This is a genomic window from Streptomyces sp. BE303 (assembly GCF_036290945.1).
GTDB lineage: Bacteria > Actinomycetota > Actinomycetes > Streptomycetales > Streptomycetaceae > Kitasatospora.
On sequence record NZ_JAQYWZ010000709.1, the window covers coordinates 128,479 to 150,851 of the forward strand.

Genomic DNA, 22,373 nt, shown 5'->3' on the forward strand with positions numbered 1-22,373 from the left:
GCCGGATCCGCCGACGGGCCGTCAGGAGCGCTGCGCCGCCTCGATGACGGCGACGATCCGGTCCAGCAGGCCGTCCTGGCTCCGTCCGCCGTCCAGTCGCTGTCCGGCGATCACGTAGGTCGGCGTGCCCTGCACGCCGATCGCCTTGCCCTCGGCCTGGTCGGCGTCGACGATCAGCATGTGCCGCCCGTCCACCAGCGCGGTGTCCACCTCCTCGGCGTCCACCCCGACCTCCCGCGCCACCTCCAGCAGCACCTCGGTGCCGCGCGACTCCAGCTCCTCGACGCGGTCCAGCAGCGCCTCGACGTACGGCCACCCCAAGCCCTGCGCGAACGCCTCCTCGGCGGCCTCCGCCGCGGCGTAGGCGTGCTTGTGCTTCTCCAGCGGGAAGTGGCGCAGCTCGACGGGGAGCGCGTCGCCGTACCGGGCGCGCAGCGTCCGGACGTCGTCCAGGGCGGTGCGGCAGTCCGGACACTGGAGCTCGCACCAGAACTCGAGACGGGGGAGGGAACCTTCGATCATGCCCCCAGTGTTCCACTAGTGGGCTCCGTGCCGTCCCGGCGGCGGTCGGGCCCGGCCAGACCGGAGCGACGGGAGGTCCGACGAGATGACCAGTTCGACTGACAGGCCGACCGGCCGAGCGGCGCGCGGTGCGCGGGCGGCGGCCGACGACGGGACGCGGCCGTGCTGACGGCGGCGGTGAGCTTCGCGCTGACGGCGGCCGGGGTGGCCGTCGCGGGCCTGCGCGCGTACCGCCGGCGCTTCCTCTCCGCGACCCGTTGGTTCGCGTTCGCGCTGGTGCCGGCCGGTCTCTACCTGACCGGCCTCTTCCCGGTGGCCCGGACCATCGGCAGCGAGCTGGCGGACTGGGCGACGAAGCTGGTCTTCGACCCCCGGGTCTGGACCGGCATCGTGCTGCTGGGCGTCTCGGCCGCGCTGCTGGCCACCACCCGTTGGGCGGGCCGTCGCGGCGCCGTCGCCGGGGGCGGGGCGCGTCCGGCGGCCGGTCCGGCTCCCGCACGCCCGGCCGTCGGCGCGGATCCCGGCGGTGTCACGGGCACCGCGCCGTTCGATCCGGCGAGGCAGGCCGAGCCGCAGAAGCCGGCGAAGCAGCAGAAGCCGGCGAAACAGGCCAAGCGGGACGACGGGCTCGGGGACTTCTCCGACATCGAGGAGATCCTGCGCCGCCGCGGGATCTGAGCCGAAGCGGCCCGCCCGCGCCGGACCGGGACCCGGTCCGGCGGTTTCGGCCTGCCGTCGGGCCCGTCGCCCGAACGACGGCCCGAACCCCCGCCCGCCCCGTTCGGGGCCGGGACCGGCGGTCAGGCCGAGGGCACCGACTCGGCGGACCGCTGGCGCGCCCGGTAGGCGGCGACGTGCAGCCGGTTCCCGCAGGTCCGGCTGTCGCAGTAGCGCCGCGAGCGGTTGCGCGAGAGGTCGACGAAGACCCGTGCGCAGTCCGGTGCCTCGCAGCGGCGCAGCCGCTCGCGTTCGCCGGCGGTGAGGATGAAGGCCAGCGCCATGCCCAGCTCGGCGGCCAGGTGGTCACCGAGCGCGGCGTGCGGCGCGAAGTAGTGGATGTGCCACCCGTGGTGGTCGTGGTTGGTGAGCCGGGGTGTCGTGCCGGCGGCGGCGACCAGGGCGTTCACCAGCTCGGCGGCCTCCTCGGTGGACTCCGTCCCGAAGACCTCGCGCAGCTGCGTCCGCAGCTCGTGCACCCGGCGCAGGTCGCCGTCGGTGAGGGAGTCGACCTCGCTGATCTCCTGGCGGATCACGAAGGCGTCTAGCGCGGCCACGTCGGGCAGCAGCTCGGTGCCGCACACCTCGGGTGCGGTGTTGAGCAGCTCGACGAGGATGCTCAGCGCGCACTCGGTGTCATGGGTGATCAGCACGTGGGGGCTCCTCGCGCGGAGGGGGCCGTCGGCGCCCCGCGACTACGGTCACTCCCAGACCTTACCGGGCCGCGCCGCACACGGTGCCGGCTTCCTTCGAAGGTGCGTACGGATCTCGTCAGTACGGGCGGAGAGGGCGGGCGGGAGGGGGCCGGGAGCGACCGGCGGCCGGCCCGCCCGGAAGACGCCTGCGCCCGGCAGTGAGGCCGGCCACCCCTGCGGGTGGCCGGCCTCACTGCCGGGCGCCTTCGGTGCTCCGGCCCGCCCCTGATGGGGGCGAATCGTTTCACCGGCCCCGAGACCGCGTCGTGCGCGGCTGAGTTTGCTGCCGTGCCCCCGAGTAGGACGGCTGCGGTGACGGCAGGAGGTACGACCCCGCCGACAGCGGGGCGTGACCGCCTCCGGTCGGGGTCAGCTTTCGGCGAGGATGTGGGACAGCTCCCGGTCGAGGTCGAAGTGACGGTGTTCGGTGCCGGGGGGTACGGCGGCGTCCGTCCGCTTGAGGAACGACTCAAGCGCTCGGGCCGGGGCCTCCAGCAGGGCTTCTCCTTCCGGAGAGCTCAGCGCGATGCAGACCACCCCTTGCCCGTGGCTGCGCGACGGCCAGACCCGGACGTCGCCGGTACCCGTGGGTCGGTGCAGCCCCTCCGCAAGGAGATCTCGGGCGAACACCCACTCCACGGTCTCGTCGGCGCCGGTGTGGAACGTGGCGTGCACGGCATAGGGGTCGGCGGTGTCGTAGCGCAGACCCGCGGGGACGGGCAGTGAGGACTCGCTGGACACGATGAGGCGCAGGTGCAGCTCGCAGCTGACCGTGGTGTTCATAAGCGCCATGGCCTTTCGCTCAGTGTGCGCTCGGGGAATCGCACGTCGGCGAACGGACCATCCCACCTCCAAGACCGATGTAAACCCCTCTGTCCCGATTCGGGCGCGAGTCGTACCCCTTACGGCGCATTGCGGAATCGCCACAGAGTGCCCCGCAGGGCATTACCGGCCCGCTTCTCGGTTAGTTTCCTGGCATGACTGTGCGAAGCGACAAGGCACGCGGTGACGCGGGCGGGAACACGGGAACGGGGGATGTGATCGTGCCGGACGACACGGGGGTGCCGACGGGGCCGGGGAACGACGACGGCGACGGTGGGGGTACGGGGGCGGACACGGACGGTGGCCGGCCGCTGGGCTCACGCGCGCCGCACTTCATCCGCCGCTCCCGCCCGCTGCACCTGAGCTGGCAGGTGGCCGTCTTCCTGATCGGCCTGGCGGTGGTGGTGCTCGGCGTGATCATGCTGCCGCTGCCCGGGCCCGGCTGGGTGGTCATCTTCCTGGGCATGGGCATCTGGGCGACCGAGTTCGTCTGGGCCCAGCTGGCGCTGCGCTGGACCCGGCGGAAGGTGGCCGAGGCGGCCCAGAAGGCCCTGGACCCGCGGGTCCGCCGCCGCAACATCACGCTCACGGTGATCGGCCTGACGGTGATCGCCGGGATCGGCGGCTGGTACCTGTGGAAGTACGGGCTGGTCATGCCCTGGAAGATCGACGAGGACTGAGCGGGGGTCCGTCGCGGACCGGGTACGGACCGTGTGCGGTCCGGCCGGGGAGCGGGGGCCGGCCGGTGCGCCGTCCGGGTGAGGCGGCCGTTCCGGGGGCCGGGGTGAGCGTGTTCGGACCACCCCGTGGGATGCGGTAATGTTTTCCCTGCACCCGGGCGATTAGCTCAGCGGGAGAGCACTTCGTTCACACCGAAGGGGTCACTGGTTCGATCCCAGTATCGCCCACCGGAATGCATTGTGATATGTGAGGCCCAGCCGATAATCGGCTGGGCCTCACATGTATTTCCACAATCCGGTGAACATCGCCCGGGAATGAACTGAGGCCCAGTCATCTTCCGTGCGGAGTGCGAGTTCTGCGGATGTGTCGACCGGCACCCCGGGGAAGCGAGTTGTACCGCACCCCCCGAATGGTGCTACAGTTCTTCTCGTTGCCCGGGCGATTAGCTCAGCGGGAGAGCACTTCGTTCACACCGAAGGGGTCACTGGTTCGATCCCAGTATCGCCCACCGGACAGCATGCAGGCCCCGACCGGAGACCGGTCGGGGCCTGCGGCGTTCGCGCGCACACCGAACGCCGGGCGCCCGGAACGGCCCCGCCGCGCTACGCCGCCATCTCGCACCTGTGGTCCGGGGACAGCCGTCGCCCGCATCCGCACCGGGCCGGCCGCAGCGGCCAGGACAGGTCCACCCGCTCGTCCGCCCCCGACCGGTCGAACCACGCCTGCAACCCCCGGGCCTGTGCCGCGTGCCAGACCGCCTGCCGCAGGTGCAGCTCCGCCACCGTCAGCCCGCCCAGCGCGGCCGGATGGCGCGCACCGATCGTCCGGACCACCGCCAGCGTCGCCGCCGCGTCCGCCGCCGCGTCGTGCGCCCCGGCCAGCTGCACCCCGTAGTGCGCGCACAGGTCGGTCAGCGTCCGGCGGCCCTTGCGGTACCGGTCCACGTGCTTGTCCAGCACCCGTGGATCCAGTATCAGCAGGCCGGCCGGGCCCACCGCGTCCGTCAGCGTGACCCCGCGGTGCCGGCGCAACTCCCGGTCGAGCAGGGTCAGATCGTAGGGCGCGTTCATCACCGCGACCGGGCGGCCGGCCCGGGCCTGCGCCGCCAGCGCGGCGGCGATCTCCGCCACCACCGTCCGCGCCGGGCGGCCGAACGCCCGGACCCGTTCGTCGGTGATGCCGTGCACGGCGCGGGCACCGTCCGGTATCGGCACGCCGGGGTCGGCCAGCCAGGTGGTCGCCTGCGGGGCGGCGCCCGGGGCGAGTTGGACCACCAGGGCGGCCGACACGATGCGGTCGGTCTCGACGTCCACGCCGGTGGTCTCGGTGTCGAAGGAGGCGATCGGGCCGGTGAACCAGTGCTGCTGCATGACTGCCCCTCGGATACAGCGCGTTCCCGCCCTGGTGATACCCGCTCCTGACGTCCCCTCAACCGTTTGGCGCACCACCGGCCGGGCACCCTGCCGACAGGTGCCCTGTTCGAATCGGGACGGGCCCGGGGGGGACGGGGGGAGGAACCCGGCGATGGCACTGACCCAGCCGCAGCCCGACGAGGCGGAGGCCGCCCTGCGGGGCAACCTGGCGGTGACCGCCTGCATGGAGACCCTGCAGGTCGGCTACCTGCACGCGGTCGCCGCCGCGGCCGGCTGCTCGCTCTCCCAGCCGTTCCCCGACAACGGCATCGACTGGCAGGTCAGTCACGGCTCCCGGGTCCACGAGATCGACGACGAGGTGACCGTCAAGATCCAGCTGAAGGCCACCCAGCAGATCGCCCCCCATCCGCGCGGCCCGTACTTCAGCTTCACCCTCGACAACGACCACCTGCGCAAGCTCGCCCGCCCCCGGGTCGCGGTGCCCCGCATCCTCGTCGTCATGCTGCTGCCCCGCCGGGTCGACCACTGGCTCGCGGCCCGGCCGGACGCGCTGGAGCTGCGGCACTGCTGCTACTGGGTCAACCTGGCCGGCCACCCGGTCACCGGGCAGCGCCGGACCAACGTCCGGGTACCCACCGCGAAGGTCTTCGACGACCGCGCACTGTGCGACATCATGGCCAGGGTCGGCGCGGGCGGCAGCCCGTGACGGCCCGGCCCCCGGCCGGGAGGAGCCGCACCATGACACTGCCCCACGGGCCACTGCGCCCCGGTCCCCGCGAGCCGCAGGCCCGGGCGCTGCCCGACCCGGCCGCCGTCGACCCCGCGGTGCTCGCCACCCTGCTGGCCCGGCACGGCTGGGTCCGGCGCGGCGGGCCCTCCGCCCGGTACGGCCGCTGGACGCCCCCCGACGGCACCGACCCCGGCACCAGCCTGATCGTCCCCGCCGGTGACGGCTTCGACGACGCCGTCGACCTCCTCGCCGACGCCGTCACCGCGCTCTCCCGCTCCGCCAGCCCCTCCGCCCGCGCGATCCTGCTCGCCCTGGCCGTCCCCGGCGACGAGCTCCAGTGGCGCCGCGACCTCGCCGGCCCGCCGGGCTCCGCTCCCGCGACGGTGCCCTGGGACGACACCGAACGGCTTCAGCGGGCGGCGCGCGCCATGCTCGCGGCCGGCGCCAAGGCCGGCCGCACCCGGGCCGCGTACTTCGGAGCCCGCCTCGACAGCTGGGCCGGGGACTTCCTCGACCGCGTCCTGGTGGTCTCCGGCGGCCCCGGCCTCACCGCCTACACCCCCGCCCCCGAGGGCCGGGCCGCGGTCACCACCCTGGTCCGCGCCCTGGAGGCGCTGCGCGACGCCGTCGACTACCGCCGGGTCAGCGGCGGTGCGGAGGCCTTCGAGAACGCCGTCCAGTCCGGCGTCAGCCGCGAGCTGGTCGAATCCGTCGAGGAGCTGGTGCGCGGCGCCACCGCGAGCCGGCTCACCGTCGCCTGGTCGGCCGTCGCCGGGACCCCCGGCGGTTTCGGCGACCGCCGGATCGCCCTGGAGTTCTCGCCCGGCGACCTGCCCGCCCTCGCGGAGGCCGCGGAGCTGCTCGAACGCATCGAGCCCGCCGTCGCCGTCACCGTCGTCGGCGTCGTCGTCCGGCTCAAGCGCGCCGACCCGGCGGGCCCCGGCAGCGTCCGCCTGCGGGTGCTCGGCGGCGCCGAGGTCGACGAGGTCAAGGTCCGCCTGCCCGATCCCGCCTACCGGCTGGCCGCCGAGGCCCACCTGGCCGGCACCCCGGTCAAGGTCAGCGGCCGGCTCGAACGGCGCGGCGGCTTCCGCCGGCTCACCCGGCCCACCGGCCTGGAGCCCTGCGGGCTGGAGGAGGCGGAGCGGGAGCGGCTGCTCAAGACCCTGGGCGACGGGTAGGGAGGATACGGAGGTGACGGCGGGGCCACCGGTCTCGGTACCATCGTCACGCGCAGCGAAGTGTTGCGTCCTACGAATCCAGCACGTCAGGAGAGACCGGTGACGGACGTCCGGGTAATCATCAGCCGCGAACCCGATCGGGAAGAGCGCGTGGTGACCACGGGCACCACGGCCGCCGAGCTCTTCGCCGACGACCGTTCGATCATCGCCGCCCGCGTCGGCGGCCAGCTCAAGGACCTCGCGTACGCCGTCCAGGACGGCGACGAGGTCGAGCCGGTCGAGATCGGCAGCAAGGACGGCCTCGACATCCTGCGCCACTCCACCGCGCACGTCATGGCCCAGGCCGTGCAGCAGCTCTTCCCGGAGGCCAAGCTCGGCATCGGCCCGCCGGTCAAGGACGGCTTCTACTACGACTTCGACGTCGAGAAGCCGTTCCACCCCGACGACCTCAAGGCCGTCGAGAAGAAGATGCAGGAGATCATCAAGCGCGGGCAGAAGTTCTCCCGCCGGGTGGTCACCGACGAGGCCGCCCGCGAGGAGCTGGCCGGCGAGCCGTACAAGCTGGAGCTGATCGGCCTCAAGGGCTCCGCCGCCACCGCCGGCGAGGGTGCCGACGTCGAGGTCGGCGCCGGCGAGCTGAGCATCTACGACAACCTGGACCCGAAGTCCGGCGAGCTGTGCTGGGGCGACCTCTGCCGCGGCCCGCACCTGCCGTCGACCCGGATGATCCCGGCGTTCAAGATCATGCGCTCGGCCGCCGCCTACTGGCGCGGCAGCGAGAAGAACCCCATGCTCCAGCGCCTCTACGGCACCGCCTGGCCGACCAAGGACGCGCTCAAGGCGCACCTGGAGTTCCTGGAGGAGGCCGCCAAGCGCGACCACCGCAAGCTCGGCAGCGAGCTCGACCTCTTCTCCATCCCCGAGGAGATCGGCTCCGGCCTCGCGGTCTTCCACCCCAGGGGCGGCATCATCCGCCGCGCCATGGAGGACTACTCGCGCCGCCGGCACGAGGAGGAGGGCTACGAGTTCGTCTACACCCCGCACGCCACCAAGGGGAAGCTCTTCGAGAAGAGCGGCCACCTCGACTGGTACGCGGACGGCATGTACCCGCCCATGCAGCTCGACGAGGGCGTGGACTACTACCTCAAGCCGATGAACTGCCCGATGCACAACCTGATCTTCGACGCGCGTGGCCGCTCGTACCGCGAACTGCCGCTGCGTCTCTTCGAGTTCGGCACGGTGTACCGGTACGAGAAGTCCGGCGTGGTGCACGGCCTGACCCGCGCCCGCGGCTTCACCCAGGACGACGCGCACATCTACTGCACCCGTGAGCAGATGGCCGACGAGCTCGACTCGACGCTCACCTTCGTGCTCAACCTGCTGCGCGACTACGGCCTGAACGACTTCTACCTGGAGCTGTCCACCAAGGACCCGGAGAAGTTCGTCGGCTCGGACGACGCGTGGGAGGAGGCCACCGCCGTCCTCGCCGCCGTGGCCGAGAAGCAGGGCCTGCCGCTGGTGCCGGACCCGGGCGGCGCGGCCTTCTACGGCCCGAAGATCTCGGTGCAGGCGAAGGACGCCATCGGCCGCACCTGGCAGATGAGCACCATCCAGCTGGACTTCAACCTGCCCGACCGCTTCGACCTGGAGTTCACCGCGGCGGACGGCTCGCGCCAGCGGCCGGTCATGATCCACCGGGCGCTGTTCGGCTCGATCGAGCGGTTCTTCGCGGTGCTGCTGGAGCACTACGCCGGTGCCATGCCGCCGTGGCTGGCCCCGGTCACGGTGACCGGCATCCCGATCACCGACGAGCACGTGCCGTACCTGCTGGAGGTCGCGGCCGAGCTGAAGCAGCGCGGCATCCGGGTCGAGGTCGACACCTCGGACGACCGGATGCAGAAGAAGATCCGCAACGCCCAGAAGAGCAAGACCCCGTTCATGCTGATCGCCGGCAACGACGACGTCGAGGCGGGTGCGGTGTCCTTCCGCTACCGCAACGGCGAGCAGAAGAACGGCGTCCCGGTGGCCGACGCGGTCGCCGAGATCGTGGACGCCGTGGAGCGCCGCATCCAGGTGTGACACCACGGTCACGCGTGAGCGCGGGGCGGGCTCCTCGGGAGTCTGCCCCGCGCTGCTTTGCAAGAACGGCCGGGCGAATATGCTGATCAGCATGACGACTGAGCCGGAACTGCAGCGGGGCGTCGGCGAGCCGGACGGCTTCCGCCGCCTGTGGACCCCCCATCGGATGGCCTACATCCAGGGCGAGAACAAGCCCACCGGCCCGGCTCCGGACGACGGTTGCCCGTTCTGCTCGATTCCGTCGCTGAGTGACGAGGACGGGCTGGTCGTCGCACGCGGCGGCTCCGTGTACGCGGTGCTCAACCTCTACCCGTACAACGGCGGTCACCTGATGGTGGTCCCGTACCGGCACGCGGCGGACTACACCGAGCTGGACGAGGCGGAGACGGCCGAGCTGGCGGTGTTCACCAAGAAGGCGATGACGGCGCTGCGCGCGGCCTCGGGCGCGCACGGCTTCAACATCGGGATGAACCAGGGGACGGCGGCAGGTGCCGGGATCGCGGCGCACCTGCACCAGCACGTGGTGCCCCGCTGGGGCGGGGACACCAACTTCATGCCGGTGGTCGGCCACACCAAGGTGCTGCCGCAACTGCTGGCGGACACCCGCAAGATGCTGGCGGAGGCCTGGCCGCAGGACTGAGCCGGGACGGACCGGGGCCCCTGCCGACCGTGTGTCGGCAGGGGCCCCGTCGTGCCCGGTGCGGCCGTCAGCCGGCGTCGTAGTGGTCGACCTTGAACGGGCGGCTGCCCTGGGCCTCGGCCTTGAGCCCGGCGGCGCGGCCCTTGAAGGCGCGGTCGGTGTCCAGGTCGTGCTCGGCGAGGAACTCCAGGGTGGCGGTGTGGACGGCGCCGAGCACCGGGTGGGCCGAGTTGAGCGCGTTGTCGGCCATGGTGCGGGTGCCCCACGGCAGGCCGGCCCAGATGTGCCGCAGGCCGAAGGGCTCGGGCAGGCCGAGGCCGCCGCCGAGCCAGCCGAGCAGGGCGGGCATCCGGTAGAAGGGCGCGCGGACGGCCTGCCGGACGACCTCGTCGTTGTCGATCAGCGGGAGCTTGACCGTGCGCTCCTCCCAGAACCGCACGGTCTTGGCGACCGACTTCTCCTTGGCCTTGGGCTTGTCGAAGAAGAAGCCGTTGATCGGGCCGAGGGCGTAGCCGGCGACGGTGATGTTGAGGGTGTTGGCGAGCAGCACCACGGTGACGGTGAAGGTCAGGACGAGCTTGCCGTCGTGGGTGATGAACTGGGTGGCGAGGTAGTGGCGGGGGCCGCCGCCGAAGGTCTGCTTGTCGGCGACCGCCTGGACGGCGAAGTCGCGCATGTGGTCGCCGTCCATGTCGGCGCCGCCGGGGCGGCTGATCTCGTCCGCGCTCTCGCCGACCTCGAAGACGACCCACTGCTTGACCCGGACGCCGGGCATCCCGCTGTTGGCGACCTCGCTGATGCCGAGCGACTTGAGGTGTCCGGAGATCTTCCGGACGAGGTCCCAGGGGTGGAACTGGCGGAAGTCGATCTGGCCCTCGGCGGGGCGCAGGGTGTCGATGAGCTTCCACTCGCCCCAGCGGCGGCCGACGCCGAGGATGCCCTTGGGGCCGGCGTAGTGCTGGATGTTGGTCTCCTGCTCGGAGTCCAGCCGGCCGAGCTTGGCCCGCAGGTCGGCGGCCTTCTTGTCGAGGTCGTCGCGCGGGACGGCCATCGGGACGGTCGCGGCGACGGCGTTGCCCTCGACCAGCTGCAGCCAGCGGGCGCGCAGGTCGACGGCGGTGCGTTCGACGATGCGCTTCGCGAGGTACCAGCCGATGACCGGGGCGAGCATGACCAGGCGCAGGTAGATGCCGAGGACGCCGCCGACCGGGGGCTTGATCGCGAGCAGGGCGGCGAGGGCGGCGACGAGGACGAGGACGACGGCCCCGTACACGCCGGCGTTCTTGGGGTTGTCGCGCCGGAGCCAGGCACGGAGCTGGAAGGCGCCCAGCCAGACGAGGGCGCCGGGCAGGCAGAGCACGCCGGTGACGACGGAGATGGTGGACAGCTGCCGGTCGCGGTTGCGGCGGATCTCCTCGGCGGCGAGGCAGTGCTCGACGACCTGGCGGGTCTCGACGCCGAAGGCGGGGACCAGGGGCTTGCGGTCGCCGCCGAGCGCGCGGGAGATGAGCGCCTTGCTGAAGGCCTCGCCGAAGTTGGGGGCGAAGAGGGCGAAGCGGCCCTTCTTCGCGGTGGCTCCGTCGAGCTTGCCGGCGTCGTCGGCGAGCTTGCCGTCGCGGTACGCGGCCGAGGAGAGTGCCTGCGTGCCGGCGGTCTGCGGGCCGACGTCGGTCCGGGGTATCTGCGCACCCGGGGTCATGTCGAGTGTCGTCACGGTGGCGTCCCCTCCTCCCCTTGTCCTGCGGCAGATTACCGTGCCGTGGTGCCGCTGTGTGGATGATCGTCTGAAGTGCCGTCACGATCGGGCCACGGTGGACCTGTGGGGCATGATGCCCAGGTTTCGGGAGCGCGATGCGCCGGGGCGGACCCCGGCTGCCCTGTCCGCCGGCGGCGGCGTCGGATGGTGCACGATGACGGTATGGACAACGTGGTGGTGAGGGATCCGGTGCTGGTCTTCGACGGGGACTGCGCGTTCTGCACGACCTGCAAGAACTGGGCCGAGCGGTACCTGCGGCAGACCCTGGCGTCGGGCGGCTGGGACGCGGTGCCGTTCCAGTTCGCGGACCTCGCCGGCCTGGACGGGGCGGCCGGGGGGCGCGGGGAGGTGTCCTGGGAGCGCGCGGAGCGCGAGCTGCTCTGGGTGACCCCGGCCGGCCGCGTCTACGGCGGGGCGCAGGCGGTGGCGCGGCTGCTGCTGCGCTCGGGCGGGGCGTGGGCCTACCTGGGCGGAGTCCTGGCGTCGGCGCCGGTGCGGCCGGTCGCGGCGCTGGCCTACCGGTGGGTGGCGAGGAACCGGCACCGGATGCCGGGCGGGACGCCGGCCTGCGCACTGCCGCAGCGCCCGGCCGCCGCCGCGCCCGACGGGCGGGGCGACACCGACGCCTGACGGGCCGACGGCCGGCGGACCGGGGCGGCCCGCCCCGGCGCTCGGCCCGCCGGGGCGACCGGCGCGTTCCGGTGGTCAGTCCTTCCCGGTGAAGCGGGCGGCGAGCGCGGCGGGCATCGGTTCGTGGCGCAGGTGGGCGCGGCTGAACCCGGCGGTGCCGTGGGTGAGCGAGCGCAGGTCGACGGGGTAGCGGGCGAGTTCGAGCTCGGGGACCTCGGCGCGGAGCAGGGTGACGCCGGGGCCCGCGGTCTCGGTGCCGAGGACGCGGCCGCGGCGGGCCGAGAGGTCGCCGAGGACGGCGCCGAGGTAGTCGTCGGGGAGCAGGATGCCGACCGCGGCGACGGGTTCGAGCAGCCGGATGACGGCGTGCTCGGCGGCGTCGCGCAGGGCGAGGGCGGCGGCGGTCTGGAAGGCCGAGTCGGAGGAGTCGACGGAGTGCGCCTTGCCGTCGGTGAGGGTGACCCGGATGTCGACGAGCGGGTGTCCGGTGGAGACGCCCTTGGCGAGCTGGGCGCGGACGCCCTTCTCCACGGAGGGGATGAAGTGCCGGGGGACGGCGCCGCCGACGACGTGCTCCTTGAACTCGAAGCCGGAACCGGCCGGCAGGGGTTCGACCTCCAGCTCGCAGATGGCGTACTGGCCGTGGCCGCCGGACTGCTTGACGAGGCGGCCGTGGCCGGCGGCGGCGGTGCCGAAGGTCTCGCGCAGGGCCACCCGGTGTTCCACGGTGTCGACGTGGACGTTGTGCCGGGTGCGGAGGCGGTCGAGGACGACCTCGGCGTGGGCCTCGCCGGTGCACCAGAGGACGAGCTGGTGGGTGTCGGGGTTCTGCTCCAGCCGGAGGGCCTGGTCCTCGGCGGCGAGCCGGGTGAGCGCCTGGGAGAGCTTGTCGTCGTCGGCCTTGCTGTGGGCCTCGACGGCGATCGGGAGCAGCGGCTCGGGGAGGGTCCAGCCGTCGAGCTTCACGGGGTGGCCGGGGTCGTGGGCGGTGTCGCCGGCCCGGGCGGTGGTCAGCTTGGCGGCGCAGACGAGGTCCCCGGCGACGGCGTGCGGGACGGGGCGCTGGAGTTTGCCGAAGGGGCTGGTGAGGGCGGTGACGCGTTCCTCGGTGTCCTGGTCGGCGGGGTGGTCGGGGCCGGCGAGGTGGATCCGGGTGTCGGGGCGCAGGGTGCCGGCGTAGAGCCGGAGGAGGCTGATCCGGCCGACGTAGGCGTCGCCGGTGACGCGGACGACCTGGGCGGCGAGGGGGGCGTCGGGGTCGCACTCGGGGGCGGGGCGGGTGCGTTCGGTGGGGTCCGGGAAGGACGCGGCGATCAGGTCCAGGAGTTCGGTGGCACCGAGGCCGTTCTCGCTGGTGGGGACGGCGGGGTGGAGGGCGCACGCGAGGACTTCGCGGCGCAGGCCCGCTTCGAGGGCGTCGGTGTCGAGGGGGTCGCCGGAGAGGTAGCGCTCCATGAGGGTGTCGTCCTGGCCGGAGATGGCCTCGACGAGGCTCTCGCGGGCCGGGGCGGTGTCCGGCAGCGGCTCGGTCCGTCCGTAGGTGTGGCCGGTGAGCAGGTCGACGCTGCCGTCGGGGTGCCCGTCGTGGTGGACGGGAAGGAAGAGCGGCCGGAGGGTGTCGGGTCCGAGACCGAAGGCGTTGTGGCAGGCGGCGAGGATGTCCTCGAAGCTGCTGCGGGCGACGTCGAGCTTGGCGACGGCGATGGCGCGGGGGATGCCCTCGGCGGCGCACTCGCGCCAGAGGGCGCGGGTGGGGGCGGTGACCGGGTCGGTGGCGGAGACGACGAACACGGCGGCGTCGGCCGCGTGCACGGCGGCGTGCAGCTCGGCGGCGAAGTCGGGGTGGCCGGGCGGGTCGATCAGATTGATCTTGACGCCGTTCCAGGCGAGGGGGAGGACCGAGAGCTGGACGGAGCGCTGCTGCTGGTGCTCGACGGGCTCGTGGTCGGCGACGGTGGTGCCGTCGGCGACGCGGCCGGGGCGCCCGACGGAGCCCGCGGCGTGGGCGAGGGATTCGGCGAGGGTGGTCTTGCCCACGCCGGCGCAGCCGATGAGGACGACGTTGCGCAGGTCGCGAGGTCCGGTCACGGCGGGTGCCTGGCCGGCTCGGGCGGTGCTGCGGTCGGGCATCGGGGTCTCCTCCCGTCGCGCCGAGACTGACGGTGAAAGTCTAGGTGCGACGGTCCGCGCGCGCCGGGTCGGCGGGGTGCGGGCGCCGGGACGGCCGGTGCCGGGGGCACGCGGGGGCCGGTCGGGCGGTGCGTGGGCGGGGTCGGTTCCCCGGCGTGGCTACCATGGGTGCGCCGGGTGGGCTGATCCATTCGGTCGTCTGCCGCGCACTCTGGCCGCAGGCGGGTACCAGGCAGATCGGAGCGGTCCGGAAGGCCATGCTGAACAAATACGCGCGTGCCTTCTTCACACGTGTCCTGACCCCGTTCGCCGCGTTCCTGATCCGGCTGGGTGTGAGTCCCGACACGGTGACGCTGGTCGGTACGGCCGGTTCGGTGACGGGTGCGCTGGTGTTCTTCCCGCGGGGGGAGTTCTTCTGGGGCACCGTCACGATCACGCTGTTCATCTTCTCGGACCTGGTCGACGGGAACATGGCCCGGCAGCTGGGGCGGTCCACCAAGTGGGGGGCGTTCCTGGACTCGACGCTGGACCGGGTCGCCGATGCGGCGGTCTTCGGCGGTCTGGCCATGTGGTACGCGGGCAAGGGTGACAACGACCTGCTCTGTGCGGTGGCGGTGTTCTGCCTGGCGAGCGGGCTGGTGGTGTCGTACACCAAGGCCCGGGCCGAGAGCCAGGGGCTGCCCTGTGACGTCTCGGGACTGGTGGAGCGGGCCGAGCGACTGGTGATCAGTCTGGTGGCGGCCGGTGTGGCGGGTCTGGCCACGTTCGGGGTGCCGTACGTGGAGTGGCTGCTGCCGGTGGCGCTGTGGCTGGTGGCGGCCGGCAGCCTGGTGACGGTGGTCCAGCGGATGGTGACCGTGCGCCGTGAGGCGTTCGAGGCGGACCGCGTGGCGGCCGGGAGCTGAAGGGGCGGGCCTGCGGTGAAGGACCGACTGGTGTACGCGGCGTACGCGACGGGCTGGGGCGTGCTCAAGCACCTGCCCGAGCCGGTGGCGCGAGGGCTGTTCGACCGGCTGGCGGACTACGCGTGGCGGCGGCGCGGCCCGCGGGTGCTGCAGCTGGAGGCGAATCTGCTGCGGGTGCGCCCGGGGGCGGACGAGGCGCAGCTGCGGGAGCTGTCGCGGGCGGGGATGCGCTCGTACATGCGGTACTGGCTGGAGTCCTTCCGGCTGCCGGTGTGGAGCCGGCCGCGGGTGGCCCGGGACGTCCGGGTGGACGGCTTCGACCAGCTGCGGGAGACGCTGGAGTCGGGGCGCGGCGCGGTGATCACGCTGCCGCACATGGGCAACTGGGACCTGGCGGGCGCCTGGGTGGCGCTGGAGGGCTTCCCGTTCACGACGGTCGCGGAGCGGTTGGAGCCGGAGCGGCTGTTCGACCGGTTCGTGGCGTTCCGCGAGAGCCTGGGCATGGAGGTGCTGGCGCTGACCGGCGGCTCGGTGAACGTGGTCGGCACGCTGGCGCGGCGGCTGCGGGAGGGGAAGCTGGTCTGTCTGGTGGGGGACCGCGACCTGTCCGAGGCCGGCGTCGAGGTGTCGTTCTTCGGCGAGGCGACCAGGATGCCGGCGGGCCCGGCGGCGCTCTGCCAGCGGACCGGTGCGGCGCTGATGCCGGTGTCGCTCTGGTACGAGGGCACGATGCTCCGGGCGCAGATCCACCCGGAGATCGCGGTGCCCGCCGAGGGCGACCGCAAGGAGAAGACCCGGGTGATGACGCAGGCGATGGCGGCGGTCTGGGAGGACGCGATCCGCGAGCACCCCGAGGACTGGCACATGCTGCAACGGTTCTGGCTGGCCGACCTGCCCGTCCGTGAGACGGTGGGGGCACCGGCCCGTCCGGCGGGTCGTCCCGTCGAGGAGCCCACCGCCGAGGCCTCCGGGGCCTGACGGCCCGCCCGGAGGCCCGCCCGAAGGAGCATGAGGAGACCTGTGAAGATCGGCATCGTCTGCCCGTACGACTGGGACGTCCCCGGCGGGGTGCAGTTCCACATCCGGGACCTCGCCGAGCACCTGATCGGCCTGGGCCACGCGGTGTCGGTGCTGGCCCCGGCCGAGGACGACGAGGCGCTGCCGCCGTACGTGGTCTCGGCGGGTCGGGCGATGGCGGTGCCGTACAACGGCTCGGTGGCGCGGCTGAGCTTCGGCCTGCTGTCGGCGGCCCGGGTGCGGCGGTGGCTGCACGAGGAGCGGTTCGACATCCTGCACGTGCACGAGCCGGCCGCGCCGAGCCTGTCGATGCTGGCCGCCTGGTCGGCGTCCGGGCCGATGGTGGGCACCTTCCACACGTCGAACCCGCGGTCGCGGGCGATGATCGCGGCCTCGCCGATCCTCCAGCCCGGGCTGGAGAAGATGCGGGCCCGGATCGCGGTGAGCGAGTACGCGCGCCGGACGCTGGTGGAGCACCTGGGCGGCGACGCGGTGGTGATCCCGAACGGCGTGGACGTGGGGTTCTTCGCCGAGGCGGAGCCGGACGACCGCTGGACCGGCGGTGCGGAGCGCGGGGAGCCCGGCACGATCGGGTTCGTCGGCCGGATCAACGAGCCGCGCAAGGGCCTGCCGACCCTGCTGGCGGCGATGCCGCGGATCCTGGCCGAGCGGCCGGGGGTGCGGCTGCTGGTGGCGGGCAAGGGCGACGAGGAGGAGGCGGCCGCGGGCCTGGCGCCGGAGGTCCGGGCGCAGGTGGAGTTCCTCGGCATGGTGAGCGACCGGGAGAAGGCCCGGCTGCTGCGCAGCGTCGACCTGTACGTGGCGCCGAACACCGGCGGCGAGAGCTTCGGGATCATCCTGGTCGAGGCGATGTCGGCGGGTGCGCCGGTGCTCGCCAGCGACCTGGACGCGTTCAAGCAGGTGCTGGACGGCGGGGACGCCGGCGAGCTGTTCCCGGTGGAGGACGCGGACGCGCTGGCCCGGTCGGCGCTGCGGCTGCTGGCGGATCCGCAGCGGCTGCGGGAGCTGAGCGGGGCGGCGTCCCGGCACGTGCGGCGGTTCGACTGGTCGACGGTGGGCGCGGACATCCTGGCCGTGTACGAGACGGTGGCGTCGGGGGCCGCGGCGGTGGTCGAGGCGGACGAGCGCGGCGGCCGGTGGGGCCGGTTCGGGCTGGCCCGGGACTGAGCCCGGGGCGCCGGGGCCGGTCCCGGGCCCGGTGCGGGGATTGCCCGGGGGCCTGCCGCGGTTAGGGTCTGCCAGACCCGTTCCCGCGTACTGGAGGCATCCGATGCCGCAGATCTCCGTCGACTACTCGCCGAGCCTGGACGGCTCCTTCGACCGCCGGGCGCTGGGCCTGGCGATCAACCGGCTGGCGGTGGAGACGATCGCCGCGAAGCCCGAGGGGTGCAAGACGATCTTCCGCCGGAACGAGCCGGAGGTCGTGGTGGGGGAGAGCGAGCGCCCCGAGGTACAGGTGTTCGTGCAGTTCGCGATCTTCCCGGGGCGCAGCCCGGAGGCGAAGACGGCGCTCACCGAGGGGGTGCTGGCGCTGCTGGCCGAGCACGTCGCGCCGGCGTCGGGGGAGCGGCTGCACCTGGCGGTGGACGTCCGGGACATGGACCGCGAGGTGTACCGCAACACGGCGATCGAGGGGTGAACCGGGAGCACCCGGTAGCGTAGCGCCCCGTGACTACCTGGATCTGGGCCGGCGTGGCCGTGGTGCTGTTCGGCATGTATCTGAGTTGGACGGCCGGCCGGCTGGACCGGCTGCACGCCCGGATCGACGCCGCCCGCGCGGCGCTGGACGCGCAGCTGGTCCGCCGGGCGTCGGTGGCGGTCGAGCTGGCCACGTCCTCGCTGCTGGACCCGGCGGCCTCGTTGCTGCTGCTGGACGCCGCGCACGCGGCCCGGCAGGCGGAGGACGAGCAGCGCGAGGTGGCGGAGAGCCAGTTGAGTCTGGCGCTGCGGGCGGTGTTCGCCGACCCGGAGCAGGTCGCCGTGCTGGTGGCCGAACCGGGCGGCGAGGAGGCGGTCAAGGACCTGACGGCGGCGGCGCGGCGGGTGCCGATGGCGCGGCGGTTCCACAACGACGCGGTGCGGGCGGCCCGGGCGGTGCGCGAGCACCGGCTGGTGAGGTACTTCCGGCTCGCGGGCAAGGCCCCGTTCCCGATGGCCTTCGAGATGGACGACGCGCCGCCGGCGGCGCTGACGCCGGAGGGCTCGCCCTCGTAGGGCGGGCCGTCGGCGGGGGTCCTCGCGCGGGCCTTCCGGGGCCGGTTCCCGCGGGGCCGGGGCCTCGGGGCGCCCTCGGGAAGGCACCCCGCAGGGGGGCTCCTAGGGGTGTCCCTTTCCGGACACCTCTTCCCGGAGGGTTCTTTGCGGGGCGTGTCGGACACGTCCGGGTGTCCGCTCTTTAGCCCGTCGGAGCGGGGGGCCGGATCCGGCCTGTTTGTCGTAACCCGACGGTCGGGCTGGACCGGGTGGCGCATGGAGGCGCCGTTTCTTCCGCCTACCATAGGGCGATAGCACTGGTTCATCTTCGAGTGAGGTCTCACGTGTCCACCACCCCCACCACCGCAGACCAGCCGCAGATCGGTACCGCCCGGGTCAAGCGCGGCATGGCCGAGCAGCTCAAGGGCGGTGTGATCATGGACGTGGTCAACGCCGAGCAGGCCAAGATCGCCGAGGACGCCGGCGCTGTCGCCGTCATGGCGCTCGAGCGGGTCCCGGCGGACATCCGCAAGGACGGCGGCGTCGCGCGGATGTCGGACCCGAACATGATCGAGGAGATCATCGAGGCGGTCTCCATCCCGGTCATGGCCAAGTCCCGGATCGGCCACTTCGTCGAGGCCCAGGTCCTGCAGTCGCTCGGTGTCGACTACATCGACGAGTCCGAGGTGCTGACCCCGGCCGACGAGGTCAACCACTCCGACAAGTGGGCCTTCACGACCCCCTTCGTCTGTGGTGCCACCAACCTGGGCGAGGCGCTGCGCCGCATCGCCGAGGGCGCGGCCATGATCCGCTCCAAGGGTGAGGCCGGTACCGGCAACGTCGTCGAGGCCGTTCGCCACCTGCGCCAGATCAAGAACGAGATCGCCAGGCTCCGCGGCTTCGACAACAACGAGCTGTTCGCCGCCGCCAAGGACCTGCGCGCCCCGTACGAGCTGGTCAAGGAGGTCGCCGAGCTCGGCAAGCTGCCGGTCGTGCTGTTCTCCGCCGGTGGTGTGGCCACCCCGGCCGACGCCGCGCTGATGCGTCAGCTGGGCGCCGAGGGCGTCTTCGTCGGCTCCGGCATCTTCAAGTCGGGTGACCCGGCGAAGCGTGCCGCCGCGATCGTCAAGGCGACCACCTTCTTCGACGACCCGAAGATCATCGCCGACGCCTCCCGCAACCTGGGCGAGGCCATGGTCGGCATCAACTGCGACACCCTGCCGGAGAGCGAGCGCTACGCCAACCGCGGCTGGTAGTCCCGCCGGACGGCCCGCCGCGCGGTGTGACCATCTGCGCGGCGGGCCGCTGCGCGTCGTCCGAACGAGAGTCTGAAGAGGTAGTGAGAGTGTCCACTCCAGTGATCGGCGTCCTCGCCCTGCAGGGTGACGTCCGCGAGCACCTGGTCGCGCTGGCCGAGGCCGACGCGCTGGCCCGCCCGGTCCGCCGTGCCGAGGAGCTGGCCGGGGTCGACGCCCTGGTGATCCCCGGTGGGGAGTCCACCACGATGTCCAAGCTGGCGCTGCTGTTCGGCGTGATGGACCCGCTGCGCGAGCGCGTGGCCGCCGGCATGCCGGTGTACGGCACCTGCGCGGGCATGATCATGCTGGCCGACAAGATCCTGGACGGGCGCGAGGACCAGGAGACGGTGGGCGGCATCGACATGACCGTGCGCCGCAACGCCTTCGGGCGGCAGAACGAGTCCTTCGAGTCGGGTGTCGTCTTCCAGGGCCTGGACGACGCGCCGGTGCACGGCGTCTTCATCCGCGCCCCCTGGGTGGAGGGGGTCGGCGCCGGCGTTCAGGTCCTGGCCGAGCTGCCCGCCGCCGACGGCCCGGAGAGCCGGATCGTGGCGGTGCGCCAGGGCAACCTGCTGGCCACCTCGTTCCACCCCGAGCTCACCGGCGACCACCGGGTGCACGCCTACTTCGTGCGGATGGTCGAGGAGCACCTCGCCGCCGCGTGACCGCCCGCCGCGTGACGGTCCGCCGGTGACCGTGTGCGAGGGACCGGTGGCGGCACCGGTAAGATCTCATCTGTTCATTTCCCTTTGGCGACGTAAAGGAGCTGGCGATGTCCGGCCACTCTAAGTGGGCTACCACCAAGCACAAGAAGGCCGTGATCGACGCCAAGCGCGGCAAGCTCTTCGCCAAGATGATCAAGAACATCGAGGTGGCGGCGCGCACCGGCGGTCCCGACCCGGCCGGCAACCCGACGCTCTACGACGCCATCCAGAAGGCCAAGAAGAGCTCGGTCCCGATCGACAACATCAACCGCGCCGTCAAGCGCGGCGGTGGCCTGGAGGCCGGCGGCGCCGACTACCAGACGATCATGTACGAGGGCTATGGCCCGAACGGCGTCGCGGTGCTCATCGAGTGCCTCACCGACAACCGCAACCGTGCCGCCTCCGACGTGCGCGTGGCGATGACCCGCAACGGCGGCTCGATGGCCGACCCGAACTCGGTGTCCTACCTGTTCACCCGCAAGGGCGTCGTGATCGTCCCCAAGGCGGACGGCGTGGACGAGGACAAGCTCTTCGAGGTCGTCCTCGACCAGGAGCCCGAGGAGATCAACGACCTCGGCGACTCCTTCGAGATCGTCTCCGAGGCCTCCAAGATGGTCGCCGTCCGCACCGCCCTGGTGGACGCGGGCGTCGACTACGACTCGGCCGAGGCCAACTTCCTCCCGAGCATGCAGGTCGAGGTGGACATCGAGGGCGCCCGCAAGATCCTGAAGCTGATCGACGCCCTGGAGGACAGCGACGACGTGCAGAACGTCTTCGCCAACTTCGACATCAGCGACGAGGTCGGTGCGCAGCTCGACGCCGAGTGATCGGACCCACGTCCCGGCCCGGTGGTCCCACGACCACCGGGCCGGTGTCGTTCGAGCCGTTGTCCGACCCGGGCGGTAGCCTTCGCAGGTTGCCGCCGGTCGCGGCGGGTCGCAGTGCCCGCGGACGAGCGGCGGGTTAGCGAGAGGCGGGGCAGGAGTGCGGGTACTGGGTGTGGACCCGGGGCTGACCAGGTGCGGGGTCGGCGTGGTCGACGGCGCGCCCGGCCGGCCGCTGCGGATGGTCGGGGTCGGGGTGGTGCGCACGCCGGCCGACGCCGAGATCGGGCACCGGTTGCTGCTGGTCGAGCAGGGCATCGAGAGCTGGCTCGACGAGCACCGGCCCGACCTGGTCGCCGTCGAGCGGGTCTTCGCCCAGCACAACGTGCGCACCGTGATGGGCACCGCGCAGGCCAGCGCGGTCGCCATGCTCTGCGCCACCCGGCGCGGCATACCGGTCACCCTGCACACGCCGAGCGAGGTCAAGGCCGCCGTGACCGGCTCCGGCCGGGCCGACAAGGCCCAGGTCACGGCCATGGTGCAGCGGCTGCTGCGGTTGGACGCCCCGCCCAAACCGGCCGACGCCGCCGACGCGCTGGCGCTGGCCATCTGCCACATCTGGCGCGGCGGCGCCACCGACCGGATCGCCGCCGCGCTCGCCAAGGCGGCCCCGAAGGCGCCCGCCGCCGGGGCGGCGCCCGCGAAGGCGCCCGCCGCCCGCCCGTACTCCGCCCGTCCCACCCGAGGAGCCGCCCGATGATCGCCTTCGTCCAGGGACCGGTGGCCGTGATCAGCGGCTCCACCGTCGTCGTCGAGGTCGGCGGCGTGGGGATGGCCGTCCAGGTCACCCCGGCCACCGCAGCCGGACTGCGTCCCGGGGAGCCCGCACGGCTCGCCACCTCGCTGGTCGTCCGGGAGGACTCGCTCACCCTCTACGGCTTCGCCGACGACGACGAGCGCGCGGTCTTCGAGATCCTCCAGGCCGCGCCCGGTGTCGGACCCCGGCTCGCCCAGGCGATGCTCGGCGTGCACAGCCCGGACGCGCTGCGCACCGCCGTCGCCGCGGGCAACGAGAAGGCGCTGATCGCCGTCCCCGGTATCGGCAAGGCCAAGGCCGCCAAGCTGCTGCTGGAGTACAAGGACAAGCTTGGCGCCCCGCACGGCAGCGTCCCGGCGCAGAAGCCGATCGCCACCGGGCCCGCGCCGTGGGGCGAGCAGCTGCACGCGGCCTTGGTCGGCCTCGGCTACGCGCCGCGCGAGGCGGACGAGGCGGTCATCGTCGTCACCCCGGAGGCCGAGGCGCAGGCCGTCCCGGACGTCGGCACCCTGCTGCGGTCCGCCCTGCGCTCGCTCAACCGGGCGCGCTGACCGGGGACGCCGACCGGGGGTGCCGACCGGGGACCCGCGGTCGTCCTGCCGCCCTACTGCCCTACCGCCCTACCGATCTGACCGCCT

General features: G+C 73.0%; 23 protein-coding genes and 2 tRNA genes. 19 read left to right on the forward strand and 6 right to left on the reverse strand.

The genetic code is table 11. The annotated features are described in order from the left end of the window. Positions 1-21: 21 nt before the first annotated feature. Positions 22-522: a DsbA family protein gene (locus PUR56_RS19065; RefSeq protein WP_329949823.1), complete on the reverse strand. Its 501-nt coding sequence runs from the start codon at positions 520-522 to the stop codon at positions 22-24. Positions 523-684: 162 nt separating this feature from the next. Between PUR56_RS19065 and PUR56_RS19070 the strand changes: the two genes are divergently transcribed. Further along, positions 685-1,200 (forward strand): hypothetical protein, encoded by a 516-nt coding sequence (locus PUR56_RS19070; protein ID WP_329949824.1) that lies wholly within the window; start codon positions 685-687, stop codon positions 1,198-1,200. A gap of 122 nt (positions 1,201-1,322) precedes the next feature. Here the strand turns inward: PUR56_RS19070 and PUR56_RS19075 are convergent, their stop codons facing one another. Together PUR56_RS19075 and PUR56_RS19080 are read right to left on the reverse strand one after the other, a co-directional pair. Next, a complete protein-coding gene (locus PUR56_RS19075; RefSeq protein ID WP_329882277.1) occupies positions 1,323-1,892 on the reverse strand; it encodes a CGNR zinc finger domain-containing protein in 570 nt (189 codons plus the stop codon). A gap of 411 nt (positions 1,893-2,303) precedes the next feature. Beyond that, positions 2,304-2,717 (reverse strand): SsgA family sporulation/cell division regulator, encoded by a 414-nt coding sequence (locus tag PUR56_RS19080; protein WP_030056266.1) that lies wholly within the window; start codon positions 2,715-2,717, stop codon positions 2,304-2,306. 194 nt (positions 2,718-2,911) lie between these two features. On the opposite strand from PUR56_RS19080, the gene PUR56_RS19085 reads away from it, so the two are divergent. From PUR56_RS19085 to PUR56_RS19095, 3 genes are all read left to right on the forward strand, one after another. Further along, entirely contained in the window at positions 2,912-3,436 is a 525-nt protein-coding gene (locus tag PUR56_RS19085) for a TIGR02611 family protein (RefSeq protein WP_329949825.1), read from the forward strand. Positions 3,437-3,592: 156 nt separating this feature from the next. After that, a tRNA-Val gene (locus PUR56_RS19090) sits at positions 3,593-3,664 on the forward strand. A 209-nt stretch (positions 3,665-3,873) separates the two neighbouring features. After that, positions 3,874-3,945: transfer RNA gene (locus PUR56_RS19095), tRNA-Val, on the forward strand. Between the two features lie 94 nt (positions 3,946-4,039). On the opposite strand, the gene PUR56_RS19100 is transcribed toward PUR56_RS19095, so the two are convergent. Continuing rightward, positions 4,040-4,807, reverse strand: coding sequence for an exonuclease domain-containing protein (locus tag PUR56_RS19100; protein WP_329949826.1), 768 nt, complete (start codon positions 4,805-4,807; stop codon positions 4,040-4,042). 154 nt (positions 4,808-4,961) lie between these two features. Between PUR56_RS19100 and PUR56_RS19105 the strand changes: the two genes are divergently transcribed. The 4 genes from PUR56_RS19105 to PUR56_RS19120 all read left to right on the forward strand — a co-directional run bounded on the left by PUR56_RS19105 (position 4,962) and on the right by PUR56_RS19120 (position 9,440). Further along, a complete protein-coding gene (locus PUR56_RS19105) occupies positions 4,962-5,516 on the forward strand; it encodes a DUF4365 domain-containing protein (protein WP_329949827.1) in 555 nt (184 codons plus the stop codon). Positions 5,517-5,548: 32 nt separating this feature from the next. After that, positions 5,549-6,721, forward strand: a complete 1,173-nt coding sequence (locus PUR56_RS19110) for a hypothetical protein (RefSeq protein ID WP_329949828.1) — start codon at positions 5,549-5,551, stop codon at positions 6,719-6,721. 99 nt (positions 6,722-6,820) lie between these two features. Further along, positions 6,821-8,800: a threonine--tRNA ligase gene (gene thrS / locus PUR56_RS19115; RefSeq protein WP_329949829.1), complete on the forward strand. Its 1,980-nt coding sequence runs from the start codon at positions 6,821-6,823 to the stop codon at positions 8,798-8,800. A 79-nt stretch (positions 8,801-8,879) separates the two neighbouring features. Next, on the forward strand, positions 8,880-9,440 hold the full coding sequence (locus tag PUR56_RS19120; RefSeq protein WP_329882271.1) for an HIT family protein: 561 nt from the start codon (positions 8,880-8,882) through the stop codon (positions 9,438-9,440). 67 nt (positions 9,441-9,507) lie between these two features. Here the strand turns inward: PUR56_RS19120 and PUR56_RS19125 are convergent, their stop codons facing one another. Next, positions 9,508-11,154: a hypothetical protein gene (locus tag PUR56_RS19125; protein ID WP_329882270.1), complete on the reverse strand. Its 1,647-nt coding sequence runs from the start codon at positions 11,152-11,154 to the stop codon at positions 9,508-9,510. Positions 11,155-11,358: 204 nt separating this feature from the next. Between PUR56_RS19125 and PUR56_RS19130 the strand changes: the two genes are divergently transcribed. Continuing rightward, positions 11,359-11,826, forward strand: a complete 468-nt coding sequence (locus tag PUR56_RS19130; RefSeq protein ID WP_329949830.1) for a thiol-disulfide oxidoreductase DCC family protein — start codon at positions 11,359-11,361, stop codon at positions 11,824-11,826. Between the two features lie 75 nt (positions 11,827-11,901). Here the strand turns inward: PUR56_RS19130 and PUR56_RS19135 are convergent, their stop codons facing one another. Then, entirely contained in the window at positions 11,902-13,956 is a 2,055-nt protein-coding gene (locus PUR56_RS19135) for an elongation factor G-like protein EF-G2 (RefSeq protein ID WP_329949831.1), read from the reverse strand. A 257-nt stretch (positions 13,957-14,213) separates the two neighbouring features. Here PUR56_RS19135 and pgsA point away from each other — a divergent pair, with 257 nt between their 5' ends. The 10 genes from pgsA to ruvA all read left to right on the forward strand — a co-directional run bounded on the left by pgsA (position 14,214) and on the right by ruvA (position 22,286). Beyond that, positions 14,214-14,861 (forward strand): phosphatidylinositol phosphate synthase, encoded by a 648-nt coding sequence (pgsA, locus tag PUR56_RS19140; RefSeq protein ID WP_327683718.1) that lies wholly within the window; start codon positions 14,214-14,216, stop codon positions 14,859-14,861. 15 nt (positions 14,862-14,876) lie between these two features. Then, a complete protein-coding gene (locus PUR56_RS19145; protein ID WP_329949832.1) occupies positions 14,877-15,839 on the forward strand; it encodes a phosphatidylinositol mannoside acyltransferase in 963 nt (320 codons plus the stop codon). 42 nt (positions 15,840-15,881) lie between these two features. Then, complete coding sequence (locus PUR56_RS19150) at positions 15,882-17,066, forward strand: glycosyltransferase family 4 protein (protein WP_329882381.1); 1,185 nt, start codon at positions 15,882-15,884, stop codon at positions 17,064-17,066. A gap of 103 nt (positions 17,067-17,169) precedes the next feature. Then, complete coding sequence (locus PUR56_RS19155) at positions 17,170-17,538, forward strand: 5-carboxymethyl-2-hydroxymuconate Delta-isomerase (RefSeq protein ID WP_329949833.1); 369 nt, start codon at positions 17,170-17,172, stop codon at positions 17,536-17,538. 29 nt (positions 17,539-17,567) lie between these two features. Further along, positions 17,568-18,113, forward strand: a complete 546-nt coding sequence (locus tag PUR56_RS19160) for a hypothetical protein (RefSeq protein WP_329882264.1) — start codon at positions 17,568-17,570, stop codon at positions 18,111-18,113. Between the two features lie 323 nt (positions 18,114-18,436). After that, positions 18,437-19,348 (forward strand): pyridoxal 5'-phosphate synthase lyase subunit PdxS, encoded by a 912-nt coding sequence (pdxS, locus tag PUR56_RS19165; protein WP_329882263.1) that lies wholly within the window; start codon positions 18,437-18,439, stop codon positions 19,346-19,348. Between the two features lie 89 nt (positions 19,349-19,437). Beyond that, positions 19,438-20,055, forward strand: a complete 618-nt coding sequence (gene pdxT, locus PUR56_RS19170) for a pyridoxal 5'-phosphate synthase glutaminase subunit PdxT (RefSeq protein ID WP_329882262.1) — start codon at positions 19,438-19,440, stop codon at positions 20,053-20,055. Between the two features lie 107 nt (positions 20,056-20,162). Continuing rightward, on the forward strand, positions 20,163-20,921 hold the full coding sequence (locus tag PUR56_RS19175; protein ID WP_329949834.1) for a YebC/PmpR family DNA-binding transcriptional regulator: 759 nt from the start codon (positions 20,163-20,165) through the stop codon (positions 20,919-20,921). Between the two features lie 157 nt (positions 20,922-21,078). Then, positions 21,079-21,678, forward strand: coding sequence for a crossover junction endodeoxyribonuclease RuvC (gene ruvC, locus PUR56_RS19180; RefSeq protein ID WP_329949835.1), 600 nt, complete (start codon positions 21,079-21,081; stop codon positions 21,676-21,678). Continuing rightward, complete coding sequence (ruvA, locus tag PUR56_RS19185) at positions 21,675-22,286, forward strand: Holliday junction branch migration protein RuvA (RefSeq protein WP_329949836.1); 612 nt, start codon at positions 21,675-21,677, stop codon at positions 22,284-22,286. The genes ruvC and ruvA overlap by 4 nt, the downstream gene beginning before the upstream one ends. Positions 22,287-22,373 lie beyond the last annotated feature (87 nt).